Raw genomic sequence first — 17,969 nt, forward strand, 5'->3', positions numbered from 1 at the left:
CGATTAAGTGCAAGCTCAACCATTCTGATAGGTATTTCAAGATGAACGTGTTGGTTACTGGAGGAACTGGCTTCATCGGCTCCCACACCAGTGTGGAGCTGCTGGCATGCGGGCATGAAGTGACAATCCTGGACAACCTCGTCAACAGCGGCGTCGAGGTGCTCGCCAGCATCGAAGCCATCTCGCAGAAGATGCCCGCTTTCGTTCAGGGAGATATCCGCGACCGAGCGTTGCTGGAGCGTGTGATCCGTGATCACTCCATCGATTCGGTCATCCACTTCGCTGCACTGAAGTCTGTGGGTGAATCCTGGGAGCGCCCACTCGACTACTTTGACAACAACGTGGCCGGCACCATCTCACTTCTTCAGGCCATGCAGGCCTGCGATGTAGGCAGGTTCGTATTCAGTTCATCGGCCACCGTCTACGGCGAGGCAGATCAGTGCCCCATTCCGGAGTCGGCCAACACGCGCACCACCAATCCCTACGGACGATCCAAACTCATCTGCGAGCAAATGCTCGAAGATCTCGTAGTGTCCGCCCCAAGCCTCAGCGTTGCCTCGCTGCGCTACTTCAACCCGGTTGGCGCCCATCCCTCCGGAATGATTGGCGAGGCGCCCCACGGTATTCCCAACAACCTGATGCCGTACATCTCGCAGGTCGCAAGCGGGAAACGCGAGTATCTGCGGGTCTTTGGCAACGACTATGCGACCGTCGATGGCACGGGCGTGCGTGATTACATCCACGTGGTAGACCTTGCCCAAGCGCATGTGAAGGCGCTCGAATTCCTCGTGCGTGACGAACGCAGCATCACCGTAAACCTGGGCACCGGGCGAGGTCACAGCGTGCTGGAAGTGGTCGCAGCCTTCGAGCGCGCCAGCGGCCGCCAGATCCCACTCAGGATCGCCGAACGCCGCGCTGGCGATGTTGCCTCGTGTTTTGCCGATCCATCCGTTGCGCATGAGCTACTAGGGTGGAGGTCGTCGCGGGGCCTCGACCAGATGTGCGTTGACGCGTGGCGTTGGCAGATGCGTGTCGACTCCATGAAGGCGTGAATCGTCGATGCTGCCCTCCCCCCCCCAAGACGTAACAGCAATCATTACCTTCCATCGCGAGGCGCTGTTGGCTCACAAGAGCCTTCTTTCGCTGCAGCGTTGCCGGATGGCTGCAATCAGCGCAGGCATTTCCGTGGAAGTCGTCGCGACCTTGGATCGCGCAGACGAGGAAACCACGCGTCTCGTGCACTCTCACGTCGCCAGCGGATGCGTGGACCGCGTCCTGCATCTGGATTGCGGAGATCTGGGGCTTTCGCGCAACCAAGCTTTGCTCGCCTCCTCCGGCATGCGAATCCTGATCTGCGACGGGGATGACTACCTATCCGCCGATTTCATCATCCGCTGCCATCAGCGTGCGGAAGCGCTTCCCGGATCAGCCATCCTCCATCCCGAACTGATCGTGACGTTTGAGGCTGAGACCGGCTTGTGGTGGCAGACCGGCAGTGACGCGGCGGACTTCGATCCAGCCTGCATGCTTACCGTCAACCCCTGGAACGCCTGCAGTTTCGCGCGCCGCGAGATCTACTTCGAGGTGCCCTATGCGAAAGCCCGTCCAGGCGAGTCGGGATTCGGGTTCGAAGACTGGCACTGGAACTGCGAAACCTATGCCCGAGGGTACGCTCACATGATTGCCGAGCGAACAGTCCATTACGTCAGAAAGAAGTCCACTGGCTCATTGAACAACGCGCACGCCAGCCAGAATGCGCTCATTCCCCCAACACGCTTGTTTGATCTGCGATGAGCAATATCCGCTATTTTCTCCGGGACGCCTACACCCTGGCGGACCGACTGTTGTTGACCAGGTTGCCGGAAAGCACGAGAAGCTCCATGGTTTCATTGCTTCTCGCGTGTGCCCGGCGGATTCATCCGTCAGGACGCTGGCCAACCTCTGCGGCGTCATTGCTGGTTCGACGAACATTGCGAGCACCGCAGAAGCATAGGCAGACGCTACCCGACTGGGCGATTCAGGATCTGCGCGACCTATCGGTCACGGTCGACCCCCTGCTGGCGCCGAAGATCGTTCTTGAACAACGCCCACAGGCATTCCTGACCCCCGTGCACTGGACGCAAGCGGGACATGCCTATGAGCAGTTACGACGCAGCATAGGAAATCGACAGTTTGATACGGTTCTGCTGATCCCATGGCTCAAGCGTGGGGGAGCCGATCTCGGCGCTCTGCACCACGCTCGAGCATTGCACGAGGAATTCGGACAACGCGTGCTGGTACTTGCGACCGAGCCGGGCGACTCTCCATGGGCCAGCCGCTTGGATGACGCTACGCCCTTTGTGGAATGCGGCCACACACTGGCAGCCTTGAGCCTTCCCCACAGTGAGCCCGAGGCCGTGCTGGCACGCCTTCTTGTTCAGCTGGCACCGACCAGGATCCACATAATCAATTCACATACCGGGTGGCGGACGCTGCAGCGGTTTGGCAAGGCCATCAAACAGAGAACACGAGTGTTCGCGTCCCTGTACTGTGATGAGTTCGATGTGGATGGTCGTCGTACCGGTCTTGCTCAGCAGTTCCTACCCACGTGCTTACCTTGGCTGGATGCGGTCATCACCGACAATGGAGCTTCGCCGGCCACATGGCGCGACTCAATTGGCATCGATCCATCCCTGTTTAAAGTGGTTCATTTCCCTGCGCCGGAAGTACCATCACTCCCTATTAACCCGGACATCAAACCGAAGCGCCTGCTATGGGCCAGCCGACTTGAGCGCCAGAAGCGTCCGGAACTTCTTGTGGAACTGGCATCTTCCATGCCGGAGTTCCACTGGGATGTGCATGGCGCAGCGCTGTCTGCAGATGACGAAAACCTCTGTCGTCTGAAAGCGCTGAGCAATGTGAGCATTCACGGCAGCTATGAGCGGTTCTCGGACATTCTTGGTCCGGAGCACTTGGCGTATATCTACACCAGCTGCTGGGATGGTCTTCCGAATGTGTTGCTCGAAGCGACAGCATCCGGCATTCCGGTGATTGCGCCACAAATTGGTGGCATTAGCGACTTGATTCCGGCAGACATGCTTGTCCCGGCCAATGCGTCCACGGTGGACTATTCTGCGGCAGTACGCAACCTAGCGGATCCCACTACCCGGGTGAAGTGGATCCGGACTCAATCGCACTCCCTCCGCGCCTTCACTTGGGATAGGTTCGTCGCATCATTGCAGCAGATTCCGGGCTACGCGCACTGAAGCTGTCTTGCACCAATCTGAATCACGAGTTCAACTGATCTTGCGCGCAACCACCAGCCTGCTTCCACCAATGGGGAACCGGATACCGGACTTGATCAGGCCCCGCTCCACTGCCATCACGCCCAGCAGCAGTTGATTGAGGATTCGAGGCAGACGCATCTCCGCATTGGCGTCCTGCTCCGGCGCATCCTTCCTGGAGAGTCGCGACGCGAGCATCATCGGCAGCAGCAAACTGACAAAAGACGTCTCCAACTCTACATGGAAGCCCGAACGATCCAGTTTCTCCCGCAGTTCTCCGGTACGGTAACGGCGCACATGGCAGGCGTGCTCATCAATACTGCTCCACAGCCACCGATGTTGCGGTACGGTAAAGATCGCGGCGCCGCCAGCAACCAGAGCACGATGAATCTCAGCGAGGACAGACTCATCCTCTTCAATATGCTCAAGGACATCGAATGCACCGATGACATCGAATTCACTATCGTACGGGATGCGCCGTGCATCCATCTGGAACAGTTCTGCCGATGCCATCCGCTGCGCTGCGAAGGGCAGCCCCGCGCTGAGGATCTCGCTACCGGCCATCTTCGCCTGCGGGAATGCCTGAGCAATGCCTTCAAGAACAAAGCCGGTGCCGCAGCCTATTTCCAGGAAACTCCGCAGTTCCGGAAAATGGCGTTTCAACGCCCAGACAATCAGCTGATTCCGGGCCTGAAACCAGAAGTTGCCCACCTCAAGAGCGGCGAGTTCGGCGAATGCTTCGGGCCTGAACCCACTGGTCGAGATGGCTGACTCTGATGCGAATGCCGGCCAGCCATCAATGATGGGCGGGGCAAAGCTGCAACCCGGGCACGCCCAGTCGGTCGCGGTGTACGCAACAGAGCACTGAATGCATCGCTTCATGCGTTGATACTCCGAACTGTATGGACGGAACCCCGGTGAGCTTGACCGAGGCGACCAATACTGAAGTAAATCCCCCGATGGAGGCAAGCTCAACCGGAACCCCGGCGTCGCTCGGTTTCTGCCAGCAGGCGACCCGCGGACAGACGCCTCCAGCGCCCCGCCCGCTCACCGACTATCGCGGCAACCAACGCTGGGCGCATGAATGGATCTGTTCTTCTTCAGGTCGAATGCGGGACCGGCACCTGCAACGGACCAACGGCAACTGCGCTCAACCCCTGCGCAATCCACGCAGATATCTGCCCAACTGCGATCTGACGGAAGCTGGAATGGGCAACTTGCCGCCGACACGCCGCGCGGCTTCAAACAACCCCACTTCCCCCCGCGCATCAAAGCGGCGCGTCTTCAGGAATCGATTGACCACGCGAACAGGCAAAGTCCACTTCCAGGATCGGCTCTTCATGACTTCCTGCAGTACGGCATTGGCATCCCGCTCCGCTTGACTTGCGCGCAACCAGTTTGCATGCTCATGTTCGGCTTGCTCGCGGTACTGCCGAGCCTCCGCACCGACATGTGTGAGGCGCTGGCCGTAAACCGCCAGGCGATCTTCGAGGGATTTCCTGTCCCCATCCACGGCAGCCCGCTGTCCCTGCGCATCTCCAAGTTCAGCGTTGAGACGCGAAACATCTTCCTGCAGCCCAAGCACGGCAGCCCAGCTTTCATTCAAACGGGTTTCAAGCCGCGGTTCGCCCTTGAAGCAAAATGAACGATGTTCGGTCTCGTTGCCCAGCGCATCCCATTGCATGGCGTTGTCTACGGGAGGTAGTTCACCCAGACGGCATTCCAGAAGGTTAGCCCACACCGCCCGTTCCTGCAGATTCCCGGTGTGGTCCACCGTCGGCATCTGTTCAAGGAAGGCCTCGAAGGTCCCTTCTACTCCCAGTGCTTTGCGCTTCTGGTCGTAATAGGGGTTGCTGCTACGCAACCAGCAGGGAATGCCGTTGAGCTGAAGCCACATGGTTACATGGTAGGAACAGACATATCCGTACTCTCCCTTCAACAGCATGGGCGGCATCGCATCGCCCCCCTTCATGATGAAGGACACCAACATGATCGTATTCAGATCAACGAAGGGGAGCCCCCCCTCCAGCCGCTTGAGGGTCTCGATCGAGTCGACCACTTCTTCCCGTGCATCCTGGAACGCCTGGAAAAGCACAAGGTCACGAGTACCGGATCGCCTAGAAAGCACGTCCATGTGCGCGGAGATCTCTTCGATCTCCGCACTGTTTCCGGTGTAACCGGAAGAATTGAGGTGAAGGAAGGCACCGGTGTCAGCCCGCGAGGGAGTGAGCACCCGCGACAATTCATTCAAAGGTTCAACCGCATCGTCGAACGAGTAACGCGCCTCCACGCCCAACGACTGCATGGTCTGCAGCGAGTCGCGGTCACGAGCACCGATAAGTTGAGGTTTGAATGCAACGCAATGCTGCTGGACAACTTCCGCGAAACCCTGGGAGATCTGCTGCCCCGAGATAAAGTAGGACACGCCAGGCAGATTGCGCAGAAAGAACTCCGTCACCTGCAGTACGAAGCCGCCCCACATTTCATTGAGGAATCCACCGCCGTACAGCTGCACACATGCGACGTTGCGCAGCGACCGGACGCGTGCAAGACCCAGCTTCGCCGCCCTCTCATCATCTAGCGGCGCCGAGGACACGAACATCTGTGCATCGACGCCATATGACTGGCGAAGCGAACCCACGCCCACGTGGCGTGAAATGGCGTCCAGAGAAAGCACCGAAACAACCGAAAGTGCGGAAGACCGCTTGACCCGATTGATACTTCCCATGTGCTGGAGAAGATCACCGAAATTGCCATAGCCGAAATCACTGCCGATCAGGATCGCCTTGCTTTCCCCGGAGGCCAGGACATCGATACTGTGCGGATCCGCATAGAAGTGGAGGTGCTGCATTAGACAACCTTGCTATTATTCTCAGGGGCAAGACATAGCACGCCACGAACCTGACCGGCAAAAGCACCGGCGCCATGGCGTGTCTCAATCAGACTGCGGCAAGCCTCGGACATCCCCTGCCAATCCGTACCCTCTGTGTATAGCGAAAGGACGGCCTGAACATAGGCGTCAACCAAAGCGGCATCGTCATGCATGGACGGAATCAGGCGCCCAGTCACGTCATTCTTCACTACTTCGCTGATTCCGCCGACATCTGGCGCGATGATAGGCAGCCCCGCCCCCGCCATTTCAAGCAGGATATTGGGAAGCCCGTCAAAGGAGCTCGTGTAGAGGAAGGCGTCGTACTCGCCTAAAGGCAGCTCAGTGAACGAGCTGAATCCACCACGATACCGGATCCGGCCCTGACCTTGGCCAAATACATGCCTGGCGTTCATCCCCGGATCAGCCGTTCCAAAAGCGTCAATCTTTACATCCAGGCCTTGGGCCGCCAACCGTTCTGAAACAGCGGATACCAGCTCGGGGCGCTTTTCCGGAGCCACCCGCGACGCCCACAGCAGCTTTCTGCGCGTCCCGAGACGGCCCGAGGATCCGTCAATGGCAGCCGAACTCACGTCACAACGTGCGTAGATGGGGCTGTAGGAAGGCAGCGTTCCGAGAAAACTGCGATCGGCCGCGACGATCGCCTCGCAGTCGGTCAGCACCCGCCAGAATCCGGGAAGATGCCTGCGAAGGACACCCAGGCCCCAAGGGCCGCGCAGAACCGTGTCCCGCCAGCGATACGTGGCGTCGCTGAAGCGGTAGTAGACAATGCGGAACAGACGCGTCAACACCGGCGCATACGCGTCCAGCAGCCGGTGGGCAAATGGAGATGACTTTACATGCAGCCTTGCATCTCCCTCACGAATGGCCAGGAGCATCCTGATGGTCAGTGCATCTTGATCGGTGCTGTCCAAGTGGGGGAATGCATTGCAGATGTCGATGAATACCGAGCCATTGGGAAGCTTGGCAGCCCAGTCGTGGCGCTTCGCGGGCTGACCGGTAACCACAAGAATCCGCGCTTCAGGCTGCTGAGCGGCGATCTCATGAAGCACCTGCAGAATGTACTTCTCCGCACCACCAGCGATGAGCCAGGGCAACAGCACGATGTCGGTGAAGCGTCCTTTGCCGATCATCCCGTAGAGGTGCTCCAGCTGCATTCCCCAGTGCTCGGGGTTCCACGGCATCGGGCTGTAGCTGCCCGCAACCTCCACCCGATGCGGCTCAATTTCCGGCTCCAGCTTGATGGCTTCCCAAAGCGATTCCTGCAGAGACTCCGATTCCATGAACAGGCGCGTGTTGTCCTGGTCAAAGATCGCCTTCCGATCGGCCAACAGCGCGTCCCAGTCACCGGCCCGGCGACGACTCTCCCGCATGTCTGCGAGAAACACCTCCGGATCGAACAGTCGACTATGGGGAATCAATCGGACCGAGGCCGCATTGGCTTGGCGCAGCAGGCTCCCTTGCCGCTGGCGATAAAAGATCACCGTATCCGGGGCAACGATCATGTCGTAGCCAGCTGCCCGAAGTTGGCAATTGAAGTACCAGTCTTCGTATGCAAACCCCGTCGTGACGCGCAGATCATCGTACTTCAGCGAATCGAATGCAGAACGGCGAACGAAGATCCGCGAAACATAGGGGTGCTGGAATGCAAAGTCGCCGGCCGTCAGGAACTTTGAATCAACATAGCGCACATTGTGGTACTGCTCACCGAACGCGCACAGGTATTCGAGGAAAACGGCAACCTCGGCGCGGTCATGCCCGCGCGCCGCCGCAAGCATCGCCACAATGGCGTTTGACGAAACGAGATCGTCGGCGTCGGAGGTCCATACGTACTCGCCGTCAGCGCGCTCGATGCCTGCATTGCGGGCTAGGCCCAGCGAACCAACATCGACGTCGACCTCCTTGACGGCGACGAAAACGGAAAGATCGTGCACCCGAAAAACCTCCCGGGTCGCGTCATCGGCGCGATCGAACACCGCGACAAGCTCCACGATGACGCCGTCATCCCGGGCCTTGGCTGCGCATTGCACCAGCGACTCCAGAGTGGGCACGAGGTAGAGCGCTTCCCTGTGCATGTTCAACACCACGCTCACATCAATCATCAGTAACTCACCTTGAAGGGCATCTTGAACTTGAACCACATGGGCTGATCCACATCCGCCATTACATCGAACACGGCAGCCAACTCATCCGCATAGATGGTCACATTGTCACTGCGATCCCAGCGGCTGACCTGATTGATTCGAAGCGCGATGGAGTAAGACTGGCCACCACGCAACTGATTGCAGGAGGTGAATCGCACCCTCAACAATTGTCCAGCAACAACATCGGTACCTTTGCGCTGCGAATTGAAGATGCTCTCGCCGGTAAGGTCCTGACCAAACTGGTCCTTGATCAGGAAACCCACGCTGATGTTCTTCAGATCCTTGTAGAACCGTACATCCACGGCAAGTGTGAGGTCCTCCCCCTGCTCGATCTTCCGGCACGGGCGACCGTCCGCACCCACTAGCCCGACCTGTTCGATGCGCAGCACAGCACCATCTGCAGGCTCCTCTTTCGACGATGTCGCGCCATCCGCATCAACCGGAGATGTCAGCGCCATTCCTTCAATTTCCGCGGCGGGTGCCTGATCCGGCAGACCATTCACCGTCACGTCGTTGGCCTCCAGAATGATCTTGTTGTGCTCGACGAACACATCATTCATGTAGGCATTGGTCACCTCGGTGACATTTCCCTGCATCTTCAGGGTGCCACCATCGATCCAGATGGCGTAATCACAAAGTGCTCGCACTGCGTCGATGGAGTGACTGACGAAGAGCACGGTGCAACCGCTTTCCATGAGCTTGCGCATTCGCGCCATGCTCTTGTGCTGGAACCACGCGTCACCAACGCTGAGCGTCTCATCAACAATGAGGATGTCTGGATCGACATGGATGGCTACAGAGAACGCTAGTCGCGCGAACATGCCGCTCGAATAGGTCTTGACCGGCTGACTGACATGATCGCCGATGTCGGCAAAGCTGAGGATCTTGTCCAGCTTACCGTCAACTTCCTTGCGGGTTAGGCCCAGCAGCTGGGCGTTCATGTAGATGTTTTCGATACCCGTGAACTCGGGATTGAAGCCCGAGCCGAGCTCCAGCAGAGCCGAGACGCGACCAGCGACCCTAGCCTCGCCGGACGTCGCCGCCAAGGTACCGCAGATGATCTGCAGCAGCGTCGATTTGCCCGCGCCGTTCTTGCCAAGGATGCCGTACACCTGCCCCTTGGGAATCTTGAACGACACATCCCGAAGAGCCCAGAACTCCCGGTAGAAACGCCGCTCGTCATTGCCCAGCAGCATCTGCATCAACCGGTCGCGGGGCTTGTCGTAAATCTGGTAGCACTTGCTGAGGCTCTCGACCTCAATGGCGTTTTCAGATGACATCGGCGAAACCCTTTCTGGTCTTCTGGAACCATGCAAAGCCCAGTACCGCGACCGCAATGGAAACACCCATCATCTTCAGCCACATGCCCCAATGCATGCCGCCATGCCAGATGAGGAGCTCGCGGGACTGTTCAATGAAGTAAGTGATCGGACTGATGTACAGATAGGGCCGAAACTCCTCCGGCATCGCGACTGCCGGGAAGAACACGGGCGACATGAACATGAGCGCGGTCGTGACGACCACGATCACCTGGCCAACGTCACGCAGGTAGACCCCCAGCGACGCAAGAAACCATGACACGCCAACGCACAGGATCAGCAACGGCACCATCACGATCGGCAGCCAAAATGCCTGGACCGAGGGGATACCAAACAGGATCAGGTAGAACAGCACCCATACCACCATGCTGATGGCAAAGTGGAACAGCGCCGCACCCAACGACACCACCGGGAGAATCTCCAGGGGAAAAATCACCTTTTTCACGTAGTTCGCATTGGACAGGATGAGCGACGGCGCCCGATTGATGCATTCAGAGAACAACCCGAAGATCATCATGCCCACGAACAGAACCACCGCGAACTCAGTCTTGGAGCCAGACCCCCCAGCCCAACGGGCACGAAACACGACGCTGAAGACAAAGGTGTATACCACCAGCATGAGCACAGGGGTAAAGAACGACCACAAGAGCCCCATGACCGATCCGCGATAGCGCCCGATCACCTCCCGCTTCACCATCTCCAGGATCAGCGTTCGATAGTGGAAGATGGAGCGCAGCGCCGTGGTCGGCGCCATGCTCATCGTTTGACTTGAGTTAAACATGCTTGGACTTCCTGGGTTCATGCCTTGCCTGCCCCTCTGGGTGGACAGGTCGATAGAGCACTGGGGACGCTACCTCGGTCAGCCGCCCAGCGCCCTTTCCAGATCCACCTGCAGATCCCCCAGCTCTTCCACGCCCACGCTCAGCCGCACCAGCGCATCGCTGATGCCCAGTTGCTCACGGCGCGCCACGGGAATCGAGGCATGGGTCATCACTGCAGGGTGGTTCACCAGGCTTTCCACGCCGCCCAGCGACTCGGCCAGGGTGAACAGCTCGGTCTTTTCGCAGAAGCGCTTGGCCGCCTCGAAACCGCCCTTCAACACGATCGAAACAATGCCGCCATAGCCGGCCATCTGCTTGCCGGCCAGCTCATGCTGCGGGTGCGAGGGCAGACCCGGGTAGATCACCTTGTCCACTGCCGGATGGGTTTCCAGCCACTTGGCCAGCGCCATCGCATTGGCGCAATGGGCCTTCATGCGCAGCGGCAGGGTCTTCAGGCCGCGCAGGGCCAGGAAGCTGTCGAACGGGCCCTGCACGCCGCCGATGGAGTTCTGCAGGAACGCCATCTGCTCGGCCAGCGGCGCGTCGTCACCGACCACTACCATGCCTCCCACCATGTCCGAATGGCCATTGAGGTACTTGGTGGCCGAATGCAGCACCAGGTCGGCGCCCAGCCGCAGCGGACGCTGCAGCATCGGCGAGGCGAAGGTGTTGTCCACCACCACGATCAGGCCATGGCGCTTGGCGATGGTGGCCACCGCCGCGATGTCCACGATCTTCAGCATCGGGTTGGTCGGGGTTTCAATCCAGACCATCTTCGTCTGCGGGGTGATCGCCGCTTCGAAGGCAGCCAGATCCGTCAGGTCAACAAAGCTGAAATCCAGCCCGGCGGTGCGGCGGCGCACGCGCTCGAACAGGCGGAAGGTGCCGCCGTAGATGTCATCCATCGCCACCACGTGGCTGCCGGCATCCAGCAGCTCCATCACGGTGGAGCTGGCAGCCATGCCCGACGCAAAGGCGAAACCGCGCGTACCGCCTTCCAGCGAGGCCACGCAGCGCTCGTAGGCGAAACGGGTCGGGTTGTGCGTGCGCGAGTACTCGAAGCCCTGGTGCTCGCCGGGGCTGGACTGCGCGTAGGTGGAGGTGGCGTAGATGGGCGGCATCACCGCGCCGGTGCTCGGATCAGGCGACTGGCCGCCGTGGATGGCCAGCGTGGCCAGGGCCAGCGCGCGATCGGGCTTGGAAGCGTTGGACATTTCGTTTCCTGAATGGCGCCGATGCACGGCGCCGTCGAAGGAGCGGGAGTCTATCAGCGCGCCCTTAACGGGCATTGACGCGGATAAACCGGGATTCAGCAGCAAATGCGGGCGATCGTGCGCTTATTGCACGCGACGGCGCAGGAAGTTCAGCAGATCGATGCGGGTGATCAGGCCCAGGAAGGTGTTGCCATCCATGACGATGGCCACCTGACCGCGGTCGAACACCGGCAGCAGGGCTTCGATGGGCGACTTCACGTCCAGCCGGTCCAGCTTGCTGACCATGGCCGTGGCCACCGGATCGCGGAAACGGGCCTCGTCGCCATAGACGTGCAGCAGCACGTCGCTTTCATCGACAATGCCGACCAGCTGGTCGCCGTCCATCACCGGCAGCTGCGAAACGTCGTACAGCTTCATGCGCTGGTAGGCGGTGGTCAGCAGGTCGTTCGGGCCGATCACGACGGTGTCGCGCTGGCCATACGGGCGCAGGATCAGGTCGCGCAGGTCGCCGTGCTGCGGGCGCTGCAGGAAGCCGTTGTCCAGCATCCAGTAGTCGTTGTACATCTTCGACAGGTACTTGTTGCCGGTGTCGGGCACCAGCACCAGCACCTTCTTCGGCGTGGTCTGTTCCTGGCAGTACTTCAGTGCCGCAGCCAGCAGGGTGCCGGTGGACGAACCGCCGAGGATGCCTTCCTTGCCCAGCAGCTCGCGCGCGGTGTGGAAGCTTTCCGCGTCGGTGATCGGGTAGGCCTTGGTGACGCGGCTGAAATCGGAGATCGAGGGCAGGAAGTCCTCGCCGATGCCTTCCACCAGCCAGCTGCCGGACTTGTCGTTCAGGTTGCCGTCGTTGATGTACTCGGCAAGGATGGACCCAACCGGATCAGCCAGCACCAGCTCGGTCTTCGGCGACAGCTTGGCAAACGCACGCGACAGGCCGGTCATGGTGCCCGAGCTGCCGCAGCCGAACACGATGGCATCCAGGTCGCCGCCCATCTGTTCAAGGATTTCCGGGCCGGTGCCGAATTCGTGCGCGGCCGGGTTGTCCGGGTTGCCGAACTGGTTGATGAAGTAGGCGCCGGGGGTCTGCTCGGCAATGGTCTGGGCCAGATCCTGATAGTACTCCGGGTGGCCCTTGGCCACGTCCGAACGGGTCAGGCGCACTTCGGCGCCCATGGCCTTCAGGTTGAAGATCTTTTCCCGGCTCATCTTGTCGGGCACGACCAGGATCAGCTTGTAGCCCTTCTGCTGCGCCACCAGTGCCAAGCCCAGGCCGGTGTTGCCGGCCGTGCCTTCCACCAGGGTGGCACCGGGCTTCAGGTCGCCGCGCTTCTCGGCCGCTTCGATCATCGACAGGCCGATGCGGTCCTTGATCGATCCGCCCGGGTTGGCGCTTTCGAGCTTCAGGTAGAGCTCGCAGACACCGGTATCCAGGCGCTGGGCCTTGACGATCGGGGTCTTGCCGATGAGTTCGAGGACGGAAGAATGGATGGACATTCGGGGGACTTTCGTTTCGCGCCGCGCAGGGCCGGACCATGGATTATCCGACGGATGGCGCCGAAAGTCAGGCACCGCGATGCGCACGCGCTTGTAGCCCCGGGCCGCGCCCGGCGCGATAGCAGCCAAGGTGGGCCAGCCAAGGTGGGCCCCTACCATAGAGAGAGGATGCGGACGGCCCCGGATCGACGAGGAGACCGTTACCGCCCGCATCGGTGGACTCAGGCTGCTGGGGTTTCCACAGGCCAGGGCCTGCGGGCCAAGGCACCACCGCCTGTGGTGCCTTGGCGCGGCCGCCGTTTCCGGCGATACCGCGGGGCCAGGTCACGTGCCTGGCCAGGCCTTCGATGGCCCGCTCACGCCGTTCCGGGCGTGAGCGCGTGCGTCAGTGCGTGGGGGACGTCGTGGGGAGCGGGGTTTCGTACATACGCAGAAGGCGTTGCTTGGCCAGCAGCTTCTCGCGCTTCATTCGACCCAGGGTGACATCATCGATCGGGAGGACACCCAACTCCGCGTCCATGCACTTCTTGTTCAATTTCCGGTGCTGGTCATGGAGTGCCCGGAACTCCGGATCACACGCGCGACGGGCGTCGATCTCGCTCTGGGGCTGATCTTCAAACATGATGGACCTCCTTCGACAGATACACGAACGCCCCGGCCGCAAGGCACGGGGCGTTGTTCATGGAGGAGCGCCGGGAGATGGCCACATGGGTGCGCACCACGACCCGCGGCACTGGCCTGCGCACGTCGGTCTGCTGCGGTTCGCGCCCTGCTTGCATCGGCCCGGCCCTCCCATCGTCCGGTCTGCGGCATTGCGTCCCGGACGATTGACCCTACGCTTGCTGCAGGCCGGGTTCAAGCCCCTGTGACAAAAAGACCAAACCCCGCCGTGGCGGGGTTCAGGCTGAATACTCAAAGCAACGAAAAACAAACAAATTCAAGCAATTACGGGGCCACGATGACCTCGGCCGAGCGGGCTTTGGTGGACGCGGCCTTCTTGCCCGCGACCTGGATCCGGTTGCCTGCGACACCGGCCGCCACCAGCGCGTCACGCAGGGCTTCGGCGCGCTTCTGGCCCACGCCGGTGGCGCTGTCGTAGGCCTCGATGCGCACCCGGCCCTTCTTGCCGATGTTCAGGTATTCGGCCAGTGCCTTGGCCTGGTTCTTCGCACCGCCGGACAGACCGGCCGCACCCGCGGCAAAGGCGTCACCGCCAAGGGTGAAGACTTCACCGCGACCGTCGAACTTCGAGCCCGGCAGCTTCTGTCCGGAGACCAGCTCAGCCTCTTCACGGGCCAGCTTGGCCGCGTTCTGCTGGGCCGCGCTCAGGCGCTGCTGCTGCTTGCCGGCCACGCTGGTCAGGGCGTTCTCTGCGTCCTGGCGGGCCAGGGTCTCGGCCTCGGCGGCCAGGCGCAGGCGCTCGGCCTCTTCGGCCTGCATCTGCGCCTGCATGCGCAGCTGCTCGGCCTCCTGGCGCGCACGGGCCGCGTCGCGGCGGCTGGCTTCGATCAGCAGATCGCTGCGGGTGCGCTCCAGGCGGTCCACCTCGCGGGCGGCCAAGGCGGCGCGCACGCTGGTTTCGGCAATGTCCACCCGGCGCTCGGCCAGGTACGTGGCCAGTTCCTGGTCGCGGCGCTTGGCCTTGTCCAGGGTGGCAATGGCCTGCTGCGCCTGCATGCGCTCGAAGGCGCCCAGTTCGGCGGTGTCCGGGTTGGCCTGGATCGCCATCAGCCGCTGGGTCAGCTGCGCCACCATCGGGTTGTCGGCGGCCACGGCCATGCCCGGCAGGGCCAGCGCGGTAGCCAGCGCAAGGGCGGAAAGCGTCTTCATCGGCGATCCTCCCCGGTCGACAGCTGGCGCTGCAGCTGGTTCACCTCGTTGCGGCGCAGCTGCAGCTGGGCGGTGGCGGTGGCCTCCTCGCTGCGGGCACGCGCCAGGTCGGCGTCGGCGGCGGCACGCAGGGCCAGCGCCGGAGCGTTCTTGCGCTCACGGCGGTCGCCGGCGGCGCGCTGGGCCTGTTCCAGCCCCTGTCGGGCCAGGCCGATCAGGTCTGGCGCATATTGGTCGGCATCGGCCTGGGTGGCCTTTTCCACGGCCTGCTGGGCCTGGGCCAGTTCCAGGGCGGCTTCCTGCGCCCCAACGGGGGCAGACACCGCGAATGCCAACGCCATCACATACAGGCCCTGGCGCATTTGTGCGAAGCTAAGTCGTTTCATTGGGGAGGCCCGTGCCCGGTTGTCGGTACGTGGCCATTGTCGTCAAGCCGACGCCGTGCTTGCAACGGTCGCTGGCGGTTTCGTTGGGGAAAATTCGCGATGGATATCGGCTACTTCCTGAAGCTGATGACCGAAAAGAACGCCTCGGACATGTTCTTGACCACCGGTGCGCCGGTGTACATCAAGATCGAGGGCAAGCTGTACCCGCTGGGCAACACCGGCCTGCCGCCGGGCATGGTGAAGAAGATCGCCTACTCGCTGATGGACGAAGGCCAGGTGCCGCAGTTCGAGCGCGAGCTGGAGCTCAACATGGCCATTGCCCTGCCCGACGCCGGGCGCTTCCGCGTCAATGTGTTCAAGCAGCGCGGCGAAGTCGGCATGGTCATCCGTGCCATCCGCAGCCGCATTCCCAGCATCGAGGAGCTCAATCTTCCGCAGGTGCTGAAGGACGTCATCATGACCCCGCGTGGGCTGGTGCTGGTGGTGGGGTCCACCGGCTCGGGCAAGTCCACCTCGCTGGCGTCGATGATCGACCACCGCAACAGCACCACCACCGGGCACATCCTCACCATCGAGGACCCGATCGAATACCTGCACAAGCACAAGATGTCGATCGTGAACCAGCGCGAAGTCGGGCTGGACACCCACGCCTTTCACAACGCGCTGAAGAACGCGATGCGTGAAGCGCCGGATGTGATCCTGATCGGCGAAATCCTGGACGCGGAAACGATGGAGGCGGCCATCGCCTTTGCCGAAACCGGCCACCTGTGCCTGGCCACCCTGCACTCCAACAACGCCGACCAGACCATCGAACGCATCCTGAATTTCTTCCCGGAAAGCGCGCACAGGAACGTGCTGATGAACCTGGCCCTGAACCTGCGTGCGGTGGTCAGCCAGCGCCTGGTGAAGAACAAGGCCGGCCGCCGCCTGCCGGCCACCGAGGTGCTGATCAACACGCCGATGATCCGCGACCTGCTGCGCCGCGGCCAGGTGCACGAGATCAAGGCGGCAATGGAATCGTCGCTGGAAGAAGGCATGGAGAGCTTCGACCAGTGCCTGTTCCGGCTGGCCAAGAGCGGCGTGATCGAGCAGGAAGAGGCGCTGCGTGCGGCCGATTCGCGCGACGGTCTGGCGCTGAAGTTCCGCCTGTCCGAAGGCGGCAGTGGCGAACACGACCCGTACGCCGATTTCTCCTCGGCCACCCAGCCCAGCATCACCCACGGGTTCTGAGTCCATCCGCCGGGCGGGCCCGGCGGGAATCCTGAAGGGTTAAGGGGCGGTCTCATCCAATGAGACCGCCCGTCCGTACGTTTCCGTCATGGAAACCCTTCGCAAGCTGGCCATTCTTGCCGATGCCGCCAAATACGATGCCTCCTGCGCCTCCAGTGGCGCGGGCAAACGCGATTCGCGCGCGTCCGGCGGCATCGGCAGCACCGAGGGCATGGGTATCTGCCACAGCTATACGCCCGATGGCCGCTGCGTCTCCCTGCTGAAGATCCTGCTGACCAATTTCTGCGTGTACGACTGCGCCTACTGCGTGAACCGCGTCTCCAGCAATGTTCCGCGCGCGCGTTTCAGCGTGGAGGAAGTGGTCTCGCTCACTCTGGATTTCTACAAGCGCAACTACATCGAAGGGCTGTTCCTTTCCAGTGGCATCATCCGCAACGCCGACTACACCATGGAGCGCATGGTGGAAGTGGCCCGGCAGCTGCGCGAGGAGCATCGCTTCGCCGGTTACATCCACCTGAAGACCATTCCCGAGGCGTCGCCGGAACTGCTGGCCAGCGCCGGCCGCCATGCCGACCGTTTGTCGATCAACGTGGAATTGCCCACCGATGCCGGACTGGCCGCGCTGGCCCCGGAAAAAACCAGCCATACCATCCGCGGCGCGATGGGTGAGCTGCGTTGGCGCATCGACGAAGCAAAGGAGGCGCGTCGCGCCCCGCCTGCCGTGCCGGCCACGGCCATGCCCACCCGCAGCGCGCGTGCGCGGCCGCCACGCTTCGCCCCGGCCGGGCAGAGCACGCAGATGATCGTCGGTGCCGACGGCGCCAGCGACCAGCAGATCCTGCTCAGCGCCGACCGCCTGTACGGCAACTACCACATGCGCCGGGTGTACTACTCAGCCTTCAGCCCCATTCCCGATGCCAGCCGCCAGTTGCCGGTGCAGCCGCCACCGCTGCAGCGCGAACATCGCCTGTACCAGGCCGACTGGCTGCTGCGCTTCTATGGTTACGGCGTGGATGAGATCACCGACAACAGCGGCGACGGCATGCTGGATCTGGATATCGACCCGAAGATGGCCTGGGCGATCCGCCACCCGGAACGTTTCCCGGTAGACCTGAACCGTGCGCCGAAGGAACTGCTGCTGCGTGTACCGGGGCTGGGCGTGCGCAATGTGAAGCGGGTGCTGATGGCGCGCCGCCACGGGCGCCTGCGAGTGGCCGATGTCGCCCGGCTGAAAGCGCCCATGAACAAACTGCTGCCGTTCGTGCAACTGGCCGACCACCACCCGCGCAGCGCGCTGGACGATCCGGCGGCGCTGCGCGCCCGGCTGGCCCCGCCGCCGCGCCAGGGTTCGCTGTTCGACCCACCCGCGGCGGCCTGA

Annotated in this window: 15 protein-coding genes; 5 read left to right on the forward strand and 10 right to left on the reverse strand. The window is 61.7% G+C overall.

The features are described 5' to 3' along the window. The first annotated feature begins 41 nt into the window (after positions 1-41). The 3 genes from galE to RTY46_RS08760 are packed head-to-tail and all read left to right on the forward strand — an operon-like array spanning position 42 to position 3,245. A complete protein-coding gene (gene galE, locus RTY46_RS08750) occupies positions 42-1,052 on the forward strand; it encodes a UDP-glucose 4-epimerase GalE (protein ID WP_312707834.1) in 1,011 nt (336 codons plus the stop codon). Between the two features lie 7 nt (positions 1,053-1,059). Continuing rightward, positions 1,060-1,794, forward strand: a complete 735-nt coding sequence (locus RTY46_RS08755; protein ID WP_312707835.1) for a glycosyltransferase family A protein — start codon at positions 1,060-1,062, stop codon at positions 1,792-1,794. After that, a complete protein-coding gene (locus RTY46_RS08760) occupies positions 1,791-3,245 on the forward strand; it encodes a glycosyltransferase family 4 protein (RefSeq protein WP_312707836.1) in 1,455 nt (484 codons plus the stop codon). The genes RTY46_RS08755 and RTY46_RS08760 overlap by 4 nt, the downstream gene beginning before the upstream one ends. A gap of 30 nt (positions 3,246-3,275) precedes the next feature. Here the strand turns inward: RTY46_RS08760 and RTY46_RS08765 are convergent, their stop codons facing one another. The 10 genes from RTY46_RS08765 to RTY46_RS08810 all read right to left on the reverse strand — a co-directional run bounded on the left by RTY46_RS08765 (position 3,276) and on the right by RTY46_RS08810 (position 15,337). Beyond that, on the reverse strand, positions 3,276-4,145 hold the full coding sequence (locus RTY46_RS08765) for a class I SAM-dependent methyltransferase (protein ID WP_312707838.1): 870 nt from the start codon (positions 4,143-4,145) through the stop codon (positions 3,276-3,278). Positions 4,146-4,413: 268 nt separating this feature from the next. Next, positions 4,414-6,114 carry a hypothetical protein gene (locus RTY46_RS08770; protein WP_312707839.1) on the reverse strand — a complete coding sequence of 567 codons (1,701 nt, stop codon included), beginning with the start codon at positions 6,112-6,114 and terminating at the stop codon, positions 4,414-4,416. Then, positions 6,114-8,255 carry a glycosyltransferase gene (locus tag RTY46_RS08775; protein ID WP_312707840.1) on the reverse strand — a complete coding sequence of 714 codons (2,142 nt, stop codon included), beginning with the start codon at positions 8,253-8,255 and terminating at the stop codon, positions 6,114-6,116. Before RTY46_RS08775 ends, RTY46_RS08770 begins: the two co-directional genes overlap by 1 nt. Then, positions 8,255-9,577 (reverse strand): ABC transporter ATP-binding protein, encoded by a 1,323-nt coding sequence (locus tag RTY46_RS08780; protein ID WP_312707841.1) that lies wholly within the window; start codon positions 9,575-9,577, stop codon positions 8,255-8,257. Before RTY46_RS08780 ends, RTY46_RS08775 begins: the two co-directional genes overlap by 1 nt. Then, positions 9,567-10,397 (reverse strand): ABC transporter permease, encoded by an 831-nt coding sequence (locus RTY46_RS08785; protein WP_312707843.1) that lies wholly within the window; start codon positions 10,395-10,397, stop codon positions 9,567-9,569. The genes RTY46_RS08780 and RTY46_RS08785 overlap by 11 nt, the downstream gene beginning before the upstream one ends. Positions 10,398-10,475: 78 nt before the next feature. Beyond that, a complete protein-coding gene (locus tag RTY46_RS08790; RefSeq protein WP_312707845.1) occupies positions 10,476-11,651 on the reverse strand; it encodes a cystathionine gamma-synthase in 1,176 nt (391 codons plus the stop codon). A gap of 123 nt (positions 11,652-11,774) precedes the next feature. After that, entirely contained in the window at positions 11,775-13,145 is a 1,371-nt protein-coding gene (locus tag RTY46_RS08795; protein ID WP_312707847.1) for a pyridoxal-phosphate dependent enzyme, read from the reverse strand. Positions 13,146-13,530: 385 nt separating this feature from the next. Next, the gene (locus RTY46_RS08800; RefSeq protein ID WP_108748418.1) at positions 13,531-13,767 is read right to left on the reverse strand and encodes a YdcH family protein; all 237 of its coding nucleotides are present in this window, start codon (positions 13,765-13,767) and stop codon (positions 13,531-13,533) included. A gap of 323 nt (positions 13,768-14,090) precedes the next feature. After that, positions 14,091-14,975, reverse strand: coding sequence for a hypothetical protein (locus RTY46_RS08805; RefSeq protein ID WP_312707848.1), 885 nt, complete (start codon positions 14,973-14,975; stop codon positions 14,091-14,093). Then, complete coding sequence (locus RTY46_RS08810) at positions 14,972-15,337, reverse strand: DUF4398 domain-containing protein (protein ID WP_108748416.1); 366 nt, start codon at positions 15,335-15,337, stop codon at positions 14,972-14,974. The genes RTY46_RS08805 and RTY46_RS08810 overlap by 4 nt, the downstream gene beginning before the upstream one ends. A gap of 123 nt (positions 15,338-15,460) precedes the next feature. Here RTY46_RS08810 and RTY46_RS08815 point away from each other — a divergent pair, with 123 nt between their 5' ends. Further along, on the forward strand, positions 15,461-16,591 hold the full coding sequence (locus tag RTY46_RS08815; protein ID WP_312707850.1) for a PilT/PilU family type 4a pilus ATPase: 1,131 nt from the start codon (positions 15,461-15,463) through the stop codon (positions 16,589-16,591). Positions 16,592-16,679: 88 nt separating this feature from the next. After that, the gene (locus RTY46_RS08820; protein ID WP_312707851.1) at positions 16,680-17,969 is read left to right on the forward strand and encodes a putative DNA modification/repair radical SAM protein; all 1,290 of its coding nucleotides are present in this window, start codon (positions 16,680-16,682) and stop codon (positions 17,967-17,969) included.

Origin of the sequence: Stenotrophomonas sp., assembly GCF_032056425.1 — a bacterium.
Classification (GTDB): domain Bacteria; phylum Pseudomonadota; class Gammaproteobacteria; order Xanthomonadales; family Xanthomonadaceae; genus Stenotrophomonas.